Raw genomic sequence first — 17,663 nt, forward strand, 5'->3', positions numbered from 1 at the left:
GCACTGCTTTCCGGGTTTTCCGCCGGCTGCGACAATCGGGGCATGAGCACGCCGTTCCGCATCGCCCCCTCCATTCTTTCGGCCGATTTCGCCCACCTGGGCGACGAACTGGCCAAGGTCATCGCCGCCGGCGCCGACTGGATCCATTTCGACGTGATGGACAACCATTACGTGCCGAACCTGACCTTCGGCCCGATGATCTGCAAGGCCCTCAAGCCCTACGCCAAGACGGCCGACGGCGAGGCGGTGCCGATCGACGTGCACCTGATGATCCAGCCGGTCGACGCACTGGCCGCCTCCTTCGCCGAAGCGGGCGCCGACTACATCAGCTTCCACCCCGATGCCTCGCCGCACGTGAACCGCAGCATCCAGGCCATCAAGGCCGCGGGCTGCAAGGCGGGGCTGGTGTTCAATCCGGGGCTGGGGCTGGAGGCGCTCGACTGGGCGATCGACGACATCGACCTGATCCTGATCATGTCGGTGAACCCCGGCTTCGGCGGGCAGAGCTTCATCGATTCGGCGCTGCGCAAGATCGAGCTCGCGCGCAAGCGCATCGAGCAGAGCGGGCGCGACATCCGGCTGGAGGTGGACGGCGGCATCAAGGCCGACAACATTGCGCGCGTGGCGTCCGCCGGCGCCGACACCTTCGTGGCAGGCAGCGCGATCTTCAACGCCAAGGACTACGCGGCGGTGATCTCGTCGATGCGCGACCAGCTGGCGGGCGTGGCCCGAAAGTAAGAAGCAAGGGCGCGGCTCAGCGCTTGACCTTGTCGTTGTAGACGCGGTCCGTGACCGGCCCGCGGTCGGTGTCCACGACGCCGCGCTCGATGTCCTCGTGGCCCTTGCGGCCGATCTCGGGCGGCTTTCCGTTCGGCGTCTCCTGGCTGTCGGAAGACTCGTCGCGCTCGTGCGGCAGGCGCGGCGCCGAATCGCCGCCCTGCTGGGTCTTGGTGTCGCCGCCGCCGGCGTCCCGCAGCGGGTCGCTCGGTTCGGCCGGGTCCTTGGTACGGGGCTTGGTGCTGCTCATGGCGCTCGGTTCCTTCTTCGCGGTGTCTGTGTGCATTCACGACGAGCCTGCATGGCGCGCCGGCCGCAGCCGGTAGGACAGCCCAGGCATGCCCTGTAGGCACGGCGCGCCGGGCCGCACGCACGCAATGTGCTGCTATGAAACGAGTAGCGGCTTTGCGCACAGGGGAAGGCCTCCGCAATAATCGCCCGGATGTCCTCCGATCCTCTTGCCGCTGCTGCCGCCACCACCGACAACCTGCGCATCCACACCTTCGCCGCGCTGGAGCCGGGCCCGCGGCTGCTCGTGATGGGCGGGGTGCATGGCGACGAAACCTGCGGCACCGCGGGCATCGAGCGCGTGCTGGCCGAGCTCGACGGCGGCACTTTCCGGCTGCGGCGCGGGCAGCTCACGCTGGTGCCGGTTGCCAACCCGCTGGCGCGGCGGCGCCTGCAGCGCGAGGGCGAGCGCAACCTCAACCGCCTGTTCAAGCCGAGCGCGGAGCCCGCGGACTACGAAGACCGGGTCACCAACGTGCTGTGCCCGCTGATCGAGCGGCACGACGTGCTGCTCGACCTGCATTCCTTCCAGAGCGAGGGCGAGGCCTTCGCAATGATCGGCCCGCGCGACAACACCGGCTCGCTCGAGCCCTTTGCGCGCGCCAGCGAGGAGGGGCTGCTTGCGCTGCACCTGGGCACGCCCATCGTGGTGGAGGGCTGGCTCGACATCTATGCCGCGGGGCTCGCGCAGCGCTCCGCGGGCATCGCGGTGGGCGATGACGCGATCGACTTTGGCCGCGGCACCAACGAGTACATCCGCAATTGCGGCGGCTACGGCGTCACGCTCGAATGCGGCCAGCACCGCGACCCGAAGGCGCCCGAGGTGGCGTGGCGCGCCATCCGCCGCGCGCTCGCGCTGCTCGGCATGGCGGCGCTGCCCCAGGGCCTCGCGGGCGCGCCGCCCGCGCCGCCCCGGCTGCTGCGCCTGGCGAGCGTGACCGACCGGCTGCACGAGGACGACAGCTTCGTGCGCGACTGGGCCACCTTCGATGCGGTGCAGCGCGGCGAACCCATCGGCATGCGCCACGACGGCACGCTGGTGAGCGCGCCGGACGACGGATTCATCGTCTTTCCCAACGCGCTGGCGCTGCCCGGCGCCGAATGGTTCTACTTCGCGCATCCGAGCGAGCGCGTGCTCGGGTCCGCGGCCCGCGCCGCCTGAACCTACGGCAGGCGCCGCCGCGCTCCTACATCGCGCACCAGTGCGCGACGCAGAGTCTCGAGGCTGAAGGAGTGTGTCCATGGCAGTCTCGAAAAAAGCCCCCGCGCCGCGCGTCCTGTGGAAGGGCGCGATCAGCTTCGGCCTCGTCCACATCCCGGTGGCGCTGTACTCGGCCACCACCGACCACGGCATCGACTTCGACTGGCTCGACAAGCGCACGATGGACCCGGTCGGCTACAAGCGCATCAACAAGAAGACCGGCAAGGAGATCGCGCGCGAGAACATCGTCAAGGGCATCGAGTACGAAGACGGCGAGTACGTGGTGCTGAGCGACAAGGAAATTGCCGACGCCTATCCCAAGACCACGCAGACCATCGAGATCGAGAGCTTCGTGCCCGCCAACGGCATTCCGTTCGTCTATCTCGAGCGCCCCTACTACGTGGCGCCCATCAACCGCGGCACCAAGGTGTATGCGCTGCTGCGCGAGACGCTGCAGCGCAGCCAGCGCATCGGCGTGGCGCGCGTGGTGATCCAGACCAAGCAGCACCTGGCCGCGCTCGTGCCCGTGGGCCCGGGGCTGGTGCTGAACCTGCTGCGCTGGGGCGCCGACATCCGGCCCTGGACCGAGCTGCCGCTGCCGTCGGAAGATGCGAAGAAGGCGGGGCTGCGCGAGCACGAGATCAAGATGGCCGAGCAGCTGGTCGAGGACATGAGCGCCGAATGGGACCCGGACGACTACAAGGACGAGTTCAAGGACGAGATCCTGCGGCTGGTCGACCGCAAGGTGGCCGCGGGCCAGACCGAGACCGTGACGCAGATCGAGCCCGAGGAAGGCCAGGCCGTCGAGAGCCGAGGCGCGAAGATCATCGACCTCACCGAGCTGCTGCAGCGCAGCCTGCGCAAGGGTGGGGGCGGCGGCAAGGCGGCCGCGGCCAGCGAAGACAGCGACGATGAAGAAGAAGAGGCGCCCGCGGCAACCAGGGCCAAGTCCAGGTCCAAGGCCAAGCCCAGGGCCCACGGCAAGACCGCCGCAAAAACCAGCAGCGGCGCCGCACGCAAGCGCACCGCGGCCAAGAGCGCCACCGCCCGGCGCCGCGCGGCATGAGCGCGCGCATGGCCACGGCGCAGAAGGCGCCGCGCATCACCCACGCGGAGCGCCTGATCGACGCCGCCAGCGGCCTCACCAAGGGCGATCTCGCGGCCTACTACGCGCGCGTTGCGCCGCTGATGCTGCCGCACCTCGAAGGGCGGCCGGTGGCGCTGGTGCGCGCGCCCGACGGCGTGGGTGGCGAGCTGTTCTTCCAGAAGCATGCGCAGCACAGCGACATCGCGGGCATCAAGCTGCTCGATCCCGCGCTCGACCCGGGCCATGACCCGCTGCTGCAGATCGACACCGCCGAGGCGCTGGTCGGCGCGGCGCAGTTCAACACCGTCGAGCTGCACACCTGGAACGCCACCTCGCGCGCCCTCGGCAAGCCCGACCGCATGAGCTTCGACCTCGACCCCGGCGAAGGCATCGACTGGCAGCAGATGCAGGAAGCGGCGCTGCTGGTGCGCGTGCTGCTCGACGAGCTCGGCCTGCCGTCGTTCCTGAAGACCAGCGGTGGCAAGGGGCTGCACGTGGTGGTGCCGCTGCGGCGCCAGTTCGGCTGGGACGAGGTGCGCGGCTTCTCGCGGGCCATCGTCGAGCACCTGGCGCGCACGGTGCCCGAGCGCTTCGTGGCCAAGAGCGGGCCGCGCAACCGCGTGGGCCGGATCTTCGCGGACTACCTTCGCAACGGCTTCGGCGCCACCACCGTCAGCGCGTGGTCGGCGCGCGCGCGGCCCGGCATGGGCGTGTCGGTGCCGCTCGCCTGGGAAGAGCTGCCCGACCTGGACAGCGCGGCCCACTGGACGGTGGCGAACATCGGCCCGCGCCTGGCCACCGGCAACATGCCCTGGGACGCGATGGAGCGCAGCCGCACCGGCCTGCGCGCCGCGATGCAGATGCTCGGCTTCCTGCCGGAGTGAAGCCGCGGGCCTATTGCGGCACTTCCTCGGTCGTCACTTCGAAGCGCTTGAGCGAGTTGGCGCCGAACACCATGGTGATCGGCACGTCGGCCGCGTCGCGTCCGCGCGCAATCACGATGCGGCCGATGCGCGGCACGTTGTGGCGCGCATCGAAGGTGTACCAGCGCTCGCCCAGGTACACCTCGAACCAGGCGCTGAAGTCCATCGGGGAGGGCACGGGCGGAATGCCGATGTCGCCCAGGTAGCCGGTGGCATAGCGCGCGGGAATGTTCATGCAGCGGCACAGCGTGATCGCCAGGTGGGCGAAGTCGCGGCAGACGCCCGTGCGCTCGCGGAACCCCTCCAGCGCCGTGCGCGTGGCGCGCGCGCTCTGGTAGTCGAAGCGCAGGTGCTCGTGCACGAAATCGCAGATGGACTGCACGCGGTGCCAGCCCGGTGCCACGCCGGAGAAGTTGCTCCAGGCGAACGCGAGCAGTTCGCTGTCGACCTCGCAGTAGCGGCTCGGCAGCAGGAAGGGCAGCGTGGACACCGGCAGGTCCGCCGCCGCGTGCTCGACGGCGCCGAAGTCCACCGGATCGGCCCAGCCCGGGTCGAACACCACCGCATGGTTGCGCAGCCGCACGCTCGGCACGCCCGCGGGAATGCGCACGCGCGCGCAATGGTTGTCGAAGCCGTCCATGTAGTAGTCGGTAGGCAGCTGCGGCGTGAGGGTGACGTGCTCGCCGTCCTGCAGGTCCGCTGCGCGCGAAGGGTGGACATGCAGCATGTAGACCAGTGCGGTGGGGGCCGTGACGGCGAGTTCGATGTCGAAACCGATCTTGATCTGCATGTTTCTTTCTTTCTTCCCTGAGTGAATGGCTTCGGTCCACGAATGCCCAAGCAGGCTTCGTGCCGCCCGTGTTCGATGCTACGGCTGCGCACGCGGCGCGGATGCGGGCCGACACGCCAGCCCGCGTAGGCGGCAGCCAGGCGATGTCGGTGCGCTCCTACCGCGTAGACGCCGCCTCTCCCACAAGCGCGGGCGAGGCGCCACTACGGGTAACAGTGTGAGAAAAACATAACCTTTGGATTCGCTCGCAACGGCCCCCGCGAACCCGCTTTCGTGGCTTCATGGAGGCCGCAGCGCAAGCATCGAGTTGTTCAATCTGATCTGCTGGAGCGAATCATGGATCTGTCGTCGCTGTTCGATTCACTTACCGGTGCTTGGGGGGATGAAATCCTGTTCTGGGTGGTGGCCGCCGTGGCGGGCTTCATCTGCCTGATTGCGCTGGTGAACGTGCTGGACCTCTTTATCGACAACGAAGCCGACCCTCCCATGAAAGACCCTCGATGACGCCTCAGAACAAGGCCGCCGCCGGACGCCGCTCGAAGGCCACGGACGGCAGCAACGCCAAGCAGCAGCAACTCGATGGATTCGCAACCGATCATGCGCCCAATCTGACGACCAACCAGGGTCTTCAGATTCCGGACAACCACAATTCGCTCAAGGCCGGGGTGCGCGGGCCCACGCTGCTCGAAGATTTCATCCTGCGCGAGAAGATCACGCACTTCGACCACGAGCGCATTCCCGAGCGCGCGGTGCATGCGCGCGGCTCCGCGGCGCATGGCTATTTCCAGGTCTACAAGTCGATGTCGCAGTTCACCTGCGCCGACTTCCTGCAGGACCCGGACGCCAGGACGCCCGTTTTCGTGCGCTTTTCGACCGTGGCCGGCTCGCGCGGCTCGGCCGACACGGTGCGCGACGTGCGCGGCTTCGCCGTCAAGTTCTACACCCGCGAGGGCAACTACGACCTCGTGGGCAACAACATCCCGGTGTTCTTCATCCAGGACGCGATGAAGTTCCCCGACCTGATCCACGCCGTCAAGCCCGAGCCGCACCACGAGATGCCGCAGGCCGCCAGCGCGCACGACACCTTCTGGGATTTCGTCTCGCTCATGCCCGAGAGCACCCACATGCTGATGTGGGCGATGAGCGACCGCGCCATTCCGCGCAGCCTGCGCATGATGGAAGGCTTCGGCGTCCACACCTTCCGCTTCGTCAACCTGCGCGGCGAGAGCCACTTCGTGAAGTTCCACTGGAAGCCCAGGCTCGGCATCCACGGCCTCGCATGGGACGAGGCGCAGAAAGTCGCGGGCAAGGACCCCGATTTCCACCGCCGCGACCTGTGGGAAGCGATCGAGCAGGGCGACTTTCCCGAGTGGGAGCTCGGCGTGCAGCTGGTGCCGCCCGACAAGGCCGATTCGCTCGGCTTCGACCTGCTCGACCCCACCAAGCTGATCCCCGAGGAGATGGTGCCCGTGCAGCGCATCGGCCGGCTGGTGCTCAACCGCAACCCCGAGAACTTCTTTGCCGAGACCGAGCAGGTGGCTTTCCACCCGGGGCACGTGGTGCCCGGCATCGACTTCAGCAACGACCCGCTGCTGCAGGGGCGCCTGTTCTCCTACACCGACACGCAGATCTCGCGCCTGGGCGGCGCCAACTTCCACGAGCTGCCCATCAACAAGAGCGTGTGCCCGTTCCACAACTTCCAGCGCGACGGCATGCACCGCCAGACCATCGCGCGCGGCCAGGTGGCCTACGAGCCCAACTCGCTGGGCGACGGCAAGGAGTTCAGGGTCGACGGCGGCAGCGTCGGCTTCCAGCCGCATCCCGACGAGCTCGAGTCGCCCAAGGTGCGCCGGCGCAGCCCGACCTTCGACGACCACTTCACGCAGGCGCGGCTGTTCTTCAACAGCCAGAGCGCGGCCGAGAAGGAGCACATCGTCGCGGCCTTCCGCTTCGAGCTTTCCAAGGTCGACGTGCCGGCCATCCGCCAGCGCATGGTCGACAACCTGGCGCACGTCGACGAGAAGCTCGCGCGCCGCGTGGCCGAGCCGCTGGGCATCGGCGCGCCGGACGCCAAGGCGGCCGCGGGCCGCGCGGGCTACCGCGAGCACCGCATGACCCTGCCCATCGAGGAATCGCCCGCGCTCAGCATGGCCGACAGCGGCGACGGCTCGATCCGCACGCGAAAGATCGCGATCCTCGCGGCCGACGGCATCGACTCCGCCTCGCTCAAGCCGATCCGCGATGCGCTCGAGCAGGCCGGCGGCAAGTGCAAGGTGGTCGGCGCCCGCCTGGGCACCATCGCCAGCGCATCGAAGCGGCAGATCGACGTCGACATGACCTTTGCCAACGGGCCGTCGGTCGTGTTCGATGCCGTGCTGATCCCCGGCGGCGCCCAGGGCGTGGCGGCGCTGGCGGGCATGGGCGACGCGGTGCACTTCGTGCTCGAGGCCTACAAGCACTGCAAGGCCATCTGCACCGTGGGCGACGGCGTGCAACTGCTCTCCACGCTCGGCATCAGCGCGAACGCGCAGCAGGGCGATGCACCCGCCGGCGTCATCGTCGCGGCCACGCCGGTCACCAACCTCGGTGACACCAGCGAGGCGACGCAGATCGCGCAGGCCTTCATCGCCGCGATTGCCAGGCACCGCCACTGGGACCGCGCCAACATCGATGCCATCCCGGCCTGATGTAGTCCATTCGCGCTAGGCCTTCTTGCGAATAGGCGCCGCAGGGGGCCGCTCCTAGACTTTCCCCACGAGGCCTGAACGGCGCGCACTTCCGCGGCGTCGACCCCCGCAACCGCGGGCACACGGGCCGCGCGCGGGGGTCCAATGACGTGGTTTTCGAGAAGAACGGAACGGGAGCGCTCGGCACGTCGTGCAGGGGCCGCGGGTGCGCTGGGGCTGGCAGCCATTCTTCTGCTGGGCCATGGGTCCCCGGCGTCGGCGCAGCAGGCGCCGAATGCCGAAGCCGCAGCCGGCCGGGCGGAGCAGGCCCGGCTCGCCGACACCGACACCTTGCTCGCATTGACCAGCGAGGGCGCGGTGCTCTACGGGCAGGACGCGGTCAAGCTGTCCGGCTACCAGTACTGCAGCCAGGCGGTGGCGCTGGCCGAGGCCGGCGAATTCCGCCAGAGCGTGCGCGCCGCCAGCAAGGCGCTGCACCTGGCCAATGCCACGCGCGATCCCAACCTGCTGGCCATGGCCAACCGCGACCTGGCCATCGTCTACAGCTATTCGGGCCAGCTCGAGAAGGCCGAGGAATTCGCACGCGAGGCGCTCAAGCATCCGGCGCGCGACCCCAAGCTGGTGGTCGGCCCGGTGCAGAAGGTGATCGGCGACGTGCGCACGCGCCGTGGCGACTACGCGGGCGCCGTGATCAGCTATGACGAGGCGCTGGCCAACAGCTCGTCGCGCTATGCGCCGCTGGTGCAGGCCTCGCTCGTCAATGCGCTGATCGAATCGGGCGACGCCGCCAGGGCGCGCGAAGTGCTCGGGGGCATGGCGCCGCCCCGGGACGCGCCGCTCACGGCGCAGCTCGACCGCACCCGCGCGCGGCTGCTGCTGGCCGAGAACAAGCCGGCCGAGGCGCGCGACCTCTACCGCGCGCTCACCGCGCGGCAGGTGGGCACCGACACCGAGTACTACCGCCTCTGGGCCTGGGACGGCGTGGCGCGCAGCGAACTCGCGCTCGGCCAGAAGCAGGCCGCGGCCGAGGCCGTGGCGCGCGCGCTGGGGGGCATCGACCAGGTGCGCGCCAGGTTCCGCAGCGAAGAATTCAAGATGGGCCTGTTCTCGGACCTGCAGTCGGTGTTCGAGCGCGGCGTCGCGATCTACAGCGACGCGGGCGATGCGCGCCAGGCCTTCGAGGTGAGCGAGCGCAGCCGCTCGCGCGCGCTGCTCGACGCAGTGCGCGGCCGCGCGAAGATCAACGAGCGCGCCGCGACCACCGTGGACCTTGCCGCGCTGCAGGGCATGCTCGCGCCCGATGAGCGCGTGGTGCAGTTCCATTCGCTGCCCGACCGGCTGCTGGTGTGGGTGGTCGGCCCGGCCGGCATCGAGGCCAAGACGGTGGCGGTGCGCCGCGAGGAGCTCACCGAGCTGGTCGAGGTGTTCCGCAACTCCATCGTGCGCGGCCGCCGCGCGGCCATCACCAATGCCGACAAGCTCGGCGCCGCGCTGCTCGGCCCGCTGGCCCTTGCGCCGGGGCAGCGGCTGATCGTGGTGCCGCACGGGCCGCTGCACTACCTGCCGTTCCAGGCGCTGCGGCTCGACGGGCGCTACGTGATCGAGACGCATCCGGTGGCGGTGGCGCCTTCGATCAGCATCGCGGTGCAGCTCGCGCAGCGCTCGCCGCGCGTGGGCGCATCGCTCACTGCCTTCGGCAACCCGCGCATCGAGGACAAGTACGACCTGCCCGGCGCCGAGGTGGAAGTGAAGCAGCTCGCGCAACTCTTCCCGCGCAATACCGTGTACATGGGCGTCGCGGCCACCAAGACGCAGTTCCGCGAGGTGGCCGCGCGCTCGCCGCTGATGCACGTGGCGGCGCATGCCGAGGCCGACGCGGTGGATCCGCTGTACTCGCGCATCCTGCTGGCCAACGAGGGCGGCAAGCAGAATTTCCTGGAGGCGCACGAGATCCTCGGCCTGCCGATGGACGGCACGGCGCTGGTCACGCTGTCGGCCTGCGAGTCGGGGCTCGGGCGCATTGCGCAGGGCGACGAGGTGCTGGGCTTCACGCGCTCCTTTCTCTCGGCCGGCAGCTCGAGCCTGATCGCGTCGCTGTGGCCGGTGTCGGACGACGCAACCGCGGTGCTCATGGGCACGCTCTACGGCGAGCTGGCCAAGGGCCGCGACATCCAGAAGGCGATGCAGGCCGGGCAGCTGGCGGTACTGAAGGATCCCAAGATGTCCCACCCCTTCTTCTGGGCGCCGTTCAACCTGATCGGCAACTGGCGTCTCACGGTGGGGAGCTGAATGACATGAAAAGAAGAAATGCCATGTCTGTTGTATTTGAAGTGCGTTGTTCAGGGCGCCGCTGTTCGGGGCCCGCTCCCGCCGACGGGGTACCTTGCTCCGCGAATGTCCCCCGCCTTCGGCTCCTCCTTTATTTCGCTGCGCAAGGCACCCCATCGACGGGAGCGTTGGACAGAGCAGTCGTTGATCAGCGATACACCAGCAGCGTGTCCTGGTGCACAGGGCATCGGGTGCTCCCCGCAGCGAAATCAAGGAGGAGGCCGAAGGCCGGGGGACATTCGCGGAGGGGAGTACCCGGTGGCCTGTGCACGCGCCCTGAACAACAGCGTCATGAACAACAAAGCGCAACGGAGCACTGAGATGCGCGCAATCCAACGCTCCACCCCGATCGCCCTCGCAGTCGCCGCCCTGGTGAGCGCAACGCTGCTGGTTGCCGCCCAGCGCACTCACGCGGCAGAACCTGATGCCAATACGCTGCTGCCAACAAAAGATCCCTGCGGCAGCTGCGACCGCCCCCTCGCGCAGGCCACCGGCGGCGTTGCGCCGCAGAGCCTGCCGGCACCGCCGCGGCCGCCCGCCGCCACCTTCAGGCTCAACGACCTGCGGCTCAACGGCGTCAAGGCCCTGAGCAATGAGGAACTGCAGGGCATCACCGCACCGTACATCGGGCGCGACGTCACGCTCGGCGATCTCGAAAGCCTGGCGCAGGCCATCACCGCGCGCTACAAGGAGCGCGGCTACTTCCTCGCGCAGGCCGTGGTGCCCGTGCAGACCGTGCGCGACGGCATCGTCGAGATCAGCGTCATCGAAGGCCGGCTCGGCAAGGTCGAGGTGATCGTTGCACCCGATGCGGCCACCAGCGAGGCGCGCGTGCGCGGCTTTCTTGCGCCGTTGCAGCCCGGCGAGGCCGTCAACGCACCGGCCTACGAACGCTCGATGCTGCTGCTGTCGGACCAGCCCGGCATCAAGGTCACGTCCTCGCTGCAGGAAGGCACGCAACCGGGCACCACCGACCTGTCGGTCGAAGTGGCACCGGCGCCGCGCTGGGCCTTCGCGGCCGAGGCCGACAACCACGGCACCAAGGAATCCGGCCGCTACCGCCTCGGCGGCACGATGCGCTGGGCGAGCCCGCTGGGCAGCGGCGACAACCTCGACGTGCGCGCCATGGTCTCCAACGGCAATGCGCTGCAGTTCGGCCGCATCGCCTACGAGGCACCCATCGGCAGCAGCGGCCTGCGCGCGGGCCTCGGGCTGGCGCGCGTCAACTACGAACTGGGCGGCGAGTTCGCGGAACTGGGCGCCCAGGGCAAGGCCGATGTGTTCGACGTCTCGCTGAGCTACCCGCTCATCCGCCAGCGCCAGCACAACCTGTTCCTGCGCCTGTCGGCCGACAGCAAGAAGCTCACCGACGAGTACACGGCGGTCGACTTCTCGGCGCGCAAGCGGGTGCGCGGCTTCGGCCTGGGCTGGACCTGGGAGCGCCGCGACGACTGGCTGGGCGGCGGCTACTGGGCCAGCACCGGCAATCTCTATCACGGCCGGCTCTCGATCCGCGATGCCGACAGCCTGCTGACCGACCAGGGCCTGGGCGGCCACCGCACCGAGGGCGGCTTCACCAAGGCCACCGTCCAGCTCTCGCGCCTGCAGGCGGTGATGCCCCGGCACTCGCTGTACCTGGCGCTGGGCGGCCAGTGGGCCAGCAAGAACCTCGACGCCTCGGAAAAACTCTCGCTGGGCGGCGCGCGTGCCGTGCGCGCCTACCCCTCGGGCGAACTGCTGGTGGACCAGGGCGTGATCGGCACCGTGGAATGGCGCTGGTCGCTCGACGCCGAGTTCACGCCCTTCGTGTTCTACGACGCGGCGCGCGGGCGCCAGACGAAGAACCCGACGATCTTCGACGCCAGCCCCGGTTCGCGCAGCCTGCGCGGCGCGGGCATCGGCCTGAGCTGGACGCGGCCCGGCAACTTCACCATCAACGCCACGCTGGCCTGGCGCGCCGGCACCGACCCGGCGCGCACCGACGGCGGCGGGCGCAACCCGCGGCTGTACGTGCAGGCGCAAAAGACCTTCTGAGGGCAGCATGAGAAACCATGATCTTTCCGCGAAAGCCCTGCCGCGGCACTGGCGCGTGCGGCCGCTCGTGCTGTCGCTGGCCTGCATGGGCATGGTGCCGGCCTGGGCGCAGCTCAACCTGCCGACCGGCTTTCCGCAGAACGGCAACGTGGTGTTCGGCAACGTGGGCGTCGCTTCCGGCGGCACGGCCGCCTTGCAGAGGCTCAACCAGAGCACGATGAACGCCATCGTCAACTGGAACGCGTTTTCGCTGGCCGGCGGCAAGACGCTGGAGATCAACCAGCAGATGGGCGCAGCGAGCGTGATGCTCAACCGCGTGGTGGGCAGCGGCGGCGTGATCGAGCAGTCGGTCATCAACGGCACGCTGACGGCCAACGGGCATGTGTTCGTGGTCAATCCCTCGGGCGTTCTGTTCGGCAACGGCGCCCAGGTGAACGTCGGCGGGCTGGTGGCCTCCACGCTGGACATCAGCGACAGCCAGATCGCCAAGGACGTCAGCGTGGTGGGCAAGGGCGGCCAGCTGGTGTTCGGCGGCGGCATCAACGACGCCAACAGCACTGCGCGCGTGACGGTCGAACCTAACGCGGTCATCAACGTGGGCGAAGGCGGCACGGCCGGGTTGCTTGGTGCATTGGTGCGCAATGAAGGCCAGATCAACGTGGCGCGCGGCTCGGCGGGCCTGATGTCGGGCGCCCGGGTGACGCTGGACTTCGAAGGCGACGGGCTGACGAAGTTCACGGTGCCGCTCGAAGGCGGGCTCATGAACACGTCGGTGGCCAGCGTGCAGGCGACCGATCCCACCACCAAGGCGCTGGTCATGAACACCGGCACCATCATGGCCGACGGCGGGCGCGTGGTGCTGGTGGGCGCCTCCGGGCTGGTGCAGCAGGTGGTCAACCAGAGCGGCACGGTGCGCGCGCGTTCGTTGGTCGAGCGCGGCGGCGAGATCGTGCTGGAGGCCATCGGCGCGCAGGTCGACAGCGGTGCGGGCCTCGAGGTCAGCGGCACGCTGGATGCGCGCGGCAATGCGCCCGGCGTGGCTGGCGGCAGCATCCGCACCACGGCCGGCAACCTGAACATATTGGCGGGCGCGCAGATAACCGCCGGCGGCAATGCAGGCGGCACCAACGGCAGCTGGACGGCCGAGACGGGCCGCAATCTCTCGGTCGTGGCCGACACCGACGCCGGCAACATCGCGGCCAGCGTCATCGGCAAGGCGCTGAGCCAGGGCACCGACGTGACGCTGACCACGCGTTCGTCCAGCAAGGTGGCGCAGATCAACGACGCCGTCGTGTTCCAGCCCGGTGCCCAGGTGATCAAGGACGGCGGCGGCACGGCCACGCTGCGCGTGAATTCGGTGGGCAACATCGACATGCGCTGGGACGCCGAGGGCGAAGGTGCAACCATCGCTTCCACCAGCGGCGCGCTGAACGTCGAGTTCAATGCCGACGCGCAGGGCCTGGCCGCCGCCGAGGTCGGCCAGGACAACGGCATTGCGGCAGCCATCCGGCTGGACCGCGCGCGCATCGATGCCAACGGCGGGAACATCCGCTTCTTCGGGCAGGGCGAGGTCGACAGCGGGCGGGCGATCGGCGGGCAGGTCAAGGGCCCGGACGCCGATGGTGCCGGCGATATCCGCAGCGGCGTCTGGCTGGGTGGCAGCACCTTGAGCACGCTCGGCGCCGGAAGCATTTCGCTGCGCGGCGAAGGCGGCACCGCCGAGGTGGGCAGCGGCTTCCTGAGCGCCACCGACGGCGTGCGCATCGACGGCGACAGCACGCTCCGCACGCAAGCCGGCGGCATCACGCTGGACGGCCGCGGCGCCGCGGGAGGCTCGGGCGTGCGGCTGAACGGCGACGACTATTCGGTCGCACTGTCTTCCGCGAGCGGCGACATCGCCCTGACCGGGACGGTGCGCGACTGGGCCAGTGGTGGCCCGGTCGGCGAGCCTGCGGACGGCGCCGGCGTACTGGTCACCGGCGCGAAGTTGACCACCGGCGGCGATGTGCGCATCACGGGCCAGGGCGGCAACCTGTCGGGCATGGCCGACGGCCTGCGCACGCAAGCCGTCGAACGCGGCACCAGCTTCACCGTGGGCGCCTCGAATGGCGTGGTGATCGAGGGCACGCGGGTCGAGGCCGGCGCGGGCCGCAGCATCGAGATCAACGGCACGGCCGGCAGCGCGGGCTTCGGCTATGACGGCGAGGGCGTGGCGCTGACTTTCGCGCCCATGGACGCGACGGTCACGCCGCTTGGTGTGCGGCTTTCGTCGTCCCAGCAGACCGACGGGCTGCATGCCGCGGGCGGCAGCATCCGGGTCGCAGCCGGCACGGGCGATGTGGCCTTGAGAGCCGGCGCCTTCGAGGGCACGCTGCTCGATGCAGCCAACGCCACCGGCATGGGCGGCAGCATCAGCGTGACGGGGCGCAACATCCTTGCGGAGTCCACGGCGGACGCCAGCGGCCTGGCGGACGCCAGCGGCGCGGGCGGCGGCGGCAGCATCGAGATCCGCGGCAGCACCGCGGCCGGCGCCGGCAACGAGAACACGGGCGTGGTCTCGGTCGGGCCGAACCTCACGCTGCTGGCCAACGCCCTGGGCAGCGGCAACGGCGGCAGCATCACCGTCGTCGGCGAGCGTTCGGTGCGCGCCTTCGGCGACCTGCAGGCCCGGGGCGGCAGCGCCGGCGGCAACGGCGGCACGATCGAAACCTCGGGTGGCTCGTTCGACGTGAGCGGCATCCGCGTCGACGCCTCGGCGCCGGCCGGCCTGGCGGGACGCTGGATCGTCGATCCCTATGACGTCACCATCGTCCACGGCACGGGCGGCGGCGGCGGCGGCCTGCCCACCAACCCCTTCGAGCCGGTGGCCACCTCGACCATCCAGGACGGCGACATCAACAGCGCGCTGAACACCGGCACCAGCGTGAGCATCACCACGGGAAGCGGCGGCACCGATGCGGGCGACATCCTCTTCGGCAGCGGCATGCTGATCGAGCGCACGGCGGGCAGTGCGCCGCTGGTGTTCGAATTGAACGCGGCGCATTCGATCGGCGACCGCGTGTTCTCCAGCTCGTACCTGGCGCCGATCATCCGTTCGACCACGGGGCCGATGGACGTGATCTTCAATGCCGGCTCGGCCGGGGTGCTCGACGGCTATGTGCATTACTTCGGCAACACGGGGGCCGACCAGGCCGTCATCTCCACCAACGGCGGCCGCGTGCTGGCGCACGCCACGGGCACGGGCTATGCAGAAGTGGTCTTCAACTCCGCCAGCATCGACACTGGCGGCGGCGAGCTGCGCCTGCAGACGGACGGGCCGAGCACCACCCAGTTCGTCGCGCTCAGCGGCAATGTGCAAACGCAGGGCGGCAGCGTGACGCTGGACGCCGGCTTCGTCGGCGGCAGCCCCGCATTCAGCGACATCAACATCGACGTGGACGGCACCATCGACACGGGCGGCGGCGCGGTGTCCATCCATGCGCATGGCGTCGGCGGAATCTACGATTCGGTGACCAGCCGGTTCAACAACCAGATCATCACCAACGGCGGGGCGGTGTCGATCCTGAACGGGCAGGCCGGCGCGCCCTCGGGCTTCGTGCTGCTCCAGGGCACCCGGATCGACACGCGCGTCGGCCAGTCCGATGCGGGCGCCGGCGGCGACGTGAGCATTGCCGGTGGCGGCGTGAGCCTCAACGGAACGCGCATCGACAGCGCCACCGGCGACGTGGCCATCACCGGGACCGGCGGCACGGGCCAGAGCGGCAGCGCCGTACAGCTGGACTACCTCTCCCTGGGTACCACGGGCGTCCAGGTTCCCACCGCCATCTCGACCACCAGCGGCAACGTGCTGATCCGGGGCGTGCAGGACTTCGACCGCGGCTCGAGCGCATTCAACGCAACGCACGGCGTGCTGGTCACCGGCGGCAGCAGCATCACCACGGGCAGCGGCAACATCGCGCTGCAGGGCCTGTTTGCCAGCGCGGTGGTCGACGGCACCGACAGCGGCGTGCGGCTGGAAAACGGCGCGCGCCTTGCCACCACCGGCGGCGGCAATATCGAGCTGACCGGCAGCTCGCTGCAGGGCACGCCCGGCGTGTCGATCCAGACCGGCCTCTTGCCCACCGGCGCTCCCGGCGCGGCGCCGCAGGTGCAAAGCAGCGGCAACCTGGTGCTGCGCGCCAGCAACGACGGCAGCGCGCCGGCCCTGGCCATCGATGTGCCGGTGAGCGCCGCCGGCACCATCAACCTGCGGCCGGGCGGCATGGACGCGGCGCTCAATGCCTTCGACGCCACGGCCATGGGCATCACCGTGGGCGGTGCGGCGGGGCCCGGGTTCACGCTGTCCGATGCGCTGATGTCGCGCTTGAATGCGCCCAGCGTGGTGGTGGGCAGCAACACGCACGCAGGCATCATCACCGTGGCCGGCGCGCTGGCGAGCGGCGGCGCGCTCACGCTGCAGAACGAAGGCGTGGGCGGCGGCGCCGGCGGCATCGTGCTGAACGGCGCCGTCACGGCGGACCGCCTGGGCCTGCTCTCGGCCGGCGACATCGTGCAGACGGCGAACGCGCCGATCACCGCCCAGCACCTGCTGGCGCGCTCCAGCCGCGGCAGCGTGCTGCTGGACCGGGCGGCCAACAACGTGAGCGAGAACACGCTGGGCGGCGGCGCCGCCGGCGCCTTCCGCTACCAGGACGTGGACGGCGTGCGCATCGGTGCGCTGTCGGTCACCGGCTTCGACGCGGGCAGCAACCAGCCGCAAGTGGTGTCGGCCACCTCGATGGCGGCCGACACGGTGTTCGTGCGCACGCTCTCGGGCGACCTCACGCTGGACACCGCCGTCACCAGCACCTCGGGCACCGACCTGGTGGCCGCCTCGCGCTTCCAGAATGCGGGCGGCGGCAGCATTGCCGGTGCGCCCTGGCGCATCTGGGCCGACACCTGGGTGGGCGAATCGCGCGGCGGCCTCGCCGGCTCGGGTGCCACGCCCAACCTGTTCCACTGCGCCTACCTGGGGCTGTGCACCGTGAGCATCACGCCGGGCGACAACCACTTCATCTACGCCCAGCAGCCGCGGGCCACGGTGGTCATCGGCGACGCCAGCCGGCCCTTCGGCATGGCCAACCCGCCCTTCGGCTTCACCATCGGCGGGCTGATCCTGGGCGACGGCACGGCCGGCTTCCTGGGCACGCCCACGAGCCCGGCCGGCATCTTCAGCCCCGCGGGGCGCTATGGCATCAACGGCAGCTTCACCTCGGCGGCCGGCTATGCAGTGGACGTGGTGCCCGGCACGCTGACCGTGACGGCCAGCCTGCGCCGGCCGGACTTCCCGAGCTCGGACCTGGTGCGCGAGCTGCCCAACACCAACACCTACACCTTCGACCGCAACCTCGGCGCGCCGCCGATCTGCTTTGCCACCGGGCCGCTGGAGGGCGACCGTGCGCAGCAGGACGGCGACCTGCTGGCGCGCGAATGGTCGCGCGTGCGCTCGCGGCCCAACCTCACCAGCTGCGTGGCCACGGACCGCAAGAACGGCTGCGCGGACTTCTGA

General features: G+C 69.9%; 11 protein-coding genes. 9 read left to right on the top strand and 2 right to left on the bottom strand.

Annotated features, from left to right (window positions below; translation table 11 throughout):
* Nucleotides 1-42 precede the first annotated feature (42 nt).
* Complete coding sequence (gene rpe / locus RZE77_RS02520) at nucleotides 43-738, top strand: ribulose-phosphate 3-epimerase (protein WP_319440553.1); 696 nt, start codon at nucleotides 43-45, stop codon at nucleotides 736-738.
* Between the two features lie 16 nt (nucleotides 739-754).
* Here the strand turns inward: rpe and RZE77_RS02525 are convergent, their stop codons facing one another.
* Nucleotides 755-1,027 (bottom strand): hypothetical protein, encoded by a 273-nt coding sequence (locus RZE77_RS02525; protein ID WP_319440554.1) that lies wholly within the window; start codon nucleotides 1,025-1,027, stop codon nucleotides 755-757.
* A gap of 192 nt (nucleotides 1,028-1,219) precedes the next feature.
* Here RZE77_RS02525 and RZE77_RS02530 point away from each other — a divergent pair, with 192 nt between their 5' ends.
* From RZE77_RS02530 to ligD, 3 genes are all read left to right on the top strand, one after another.
* The gene (locus RZE77_RS02530) at nucleotides 1,220-2,227 is read left to right on the top strand and encodes a M14 family metallopeptidase (RefSeq protein ID WP_319440555.1); all 1,008 of its coding nucleotides are present in this window, start codon (nucleotides 1,220-1,222) and stop codon (nucleotides 2,225-2,227) included.
* A gap of 79 nt (nucleotides 2,228-2,306) precedes the next feature.
* A complete protein-coding gene (ku, locus tag RZE77_RS02535) occupies nucleotides 2,307-3,332 on the top strand; it encodes a non-homologous end joining protein Ku (RefSeq protein WP_319440556.1) in 1,026 nt (341 codons plus the stop codon).
* Nucleotides 3,329-4,237 (top strand): non-homologous end-joining DNA ligase, encoded by a 909-nt coding sequence (ligD, locus tag RZE77_RS02540; RefSeq protein WP_405546881.1) that lies wholly within the window; start codon nucleotides 3,329-3,331, stop codon nucleotides 4,235-4,237. The genes ku and ligD overlap by 4 nt, the downstream gene beginning before the upstream one ends.
* Before the next feature lie 10 nt (nucleotides 4,238-4,247).
* Here ligD and RZE77_RS02545 read toward each other — a convergent pair whose 3' ends face one another.
* Nucleotides 4,248-5,066, bottom strand: a complete 819-nt coding sequence (locus tag RZE77_RS02545; RefSeq protein ID WP_319440557.1) for a transglutaminase-like domain-containing protein — start codon at nucleotides 5,064-5,066, stop codon at nucleotides 4,248-4,250.
* A gap of 336 nt (nucleotides 5,067-5,402) precedes the next feature.
* On the opposite strand from RZE77_RS02545, the gene RZE77_RS02550 reads away from it, so the two are divergent.
* The 5 genes from RZE77_RS02550 to RZE77_RS02570 all read left to right on the top strand — a co-directional run bounded on the left by RZE77_RS02550 (nucleotide 5,403) and on the right by RZE77_RS02570 (nucleotide 17,663).
* The gene (locus RZE77_RS02550) at nucleotides 5,403-5,570 is read left to right on the top strand and encodes a hypothetical protein (protein WP_021005272.1); all 168 of its coding nucleotides are present in this window, start codon (nucleotides 5,403-5,405) and stop codon (nucleotides 5,568-5,570) included.
* On the top strand, nucleotides 5,567-7,753 hold the full coding sequence (locus RZE77_RS02555; protein ID WP_319440558.1) for a catalase: 2,187 nt from the start codon (nucleotides 5,567-5,569) through the stop codon (nucleotides 7,751-7,753). The genes RZE77_RS02550 and RZE77_RS02555 overlap by 4 nt, the downstream gene beginning before the upstream one ends.
* Before the next feature lie 144 nt (nucleotides 7,754-7,897).
* The gene (locus RZE77_RS02560; RefSeq protein ID WP_319440559.1) at nucleotides 7,898-10,042 is read left to right on the top strand and encodes a CHAT domain-containing protein; all 2,145 of its coding nucleotides are present in this window, start codon (nucleotides 7,898-7,900) and stop codon (nucleotides 10,040-10,042) included.
* Between the two features lie 360 nt (nucleotides 10,043-10,402).
* The gene (locus RZE77_RS02565) at nucleotides 10,403-12,115 is read left to right on the top strand and encodes a ShlB/FhaC/HecB family hemolysin secretion/activation protein (protein WP_319440560.1); all 1,713 of its coding nucleotides are present in this window, start codon (nucleotides 10,403-10,405) and stop codon (nucleotides 12,113-12,115) included.
* A gap of 7 nt (nucleotides 12,116-12,122) precedes the next feature.
* Nucleotides 12,123-17,663 carry a two-partner secretion domain-containing protein gene (locus RZE77_RS02570; protein ID WP_319440561.1) on the top strand — a complete coding sequence of 1,847 codons (5,541 nt, stop codon included), beginning with the start codon at nucleotides 12,123-12,125 and terminating at the stop codon, nucleotides 17,661-17,663.

It is taken from the genome of Variovorax sp. SPNA7 (genome assembly GCF_033807855.1).
Classification (GTDB): domain Bacteria; phylum Pseudomonadota; class Gammaproteobacteria; order Burkholderiales; family Burkholderiaceae_C; genus Variovorax; species Variovorax beijingensis.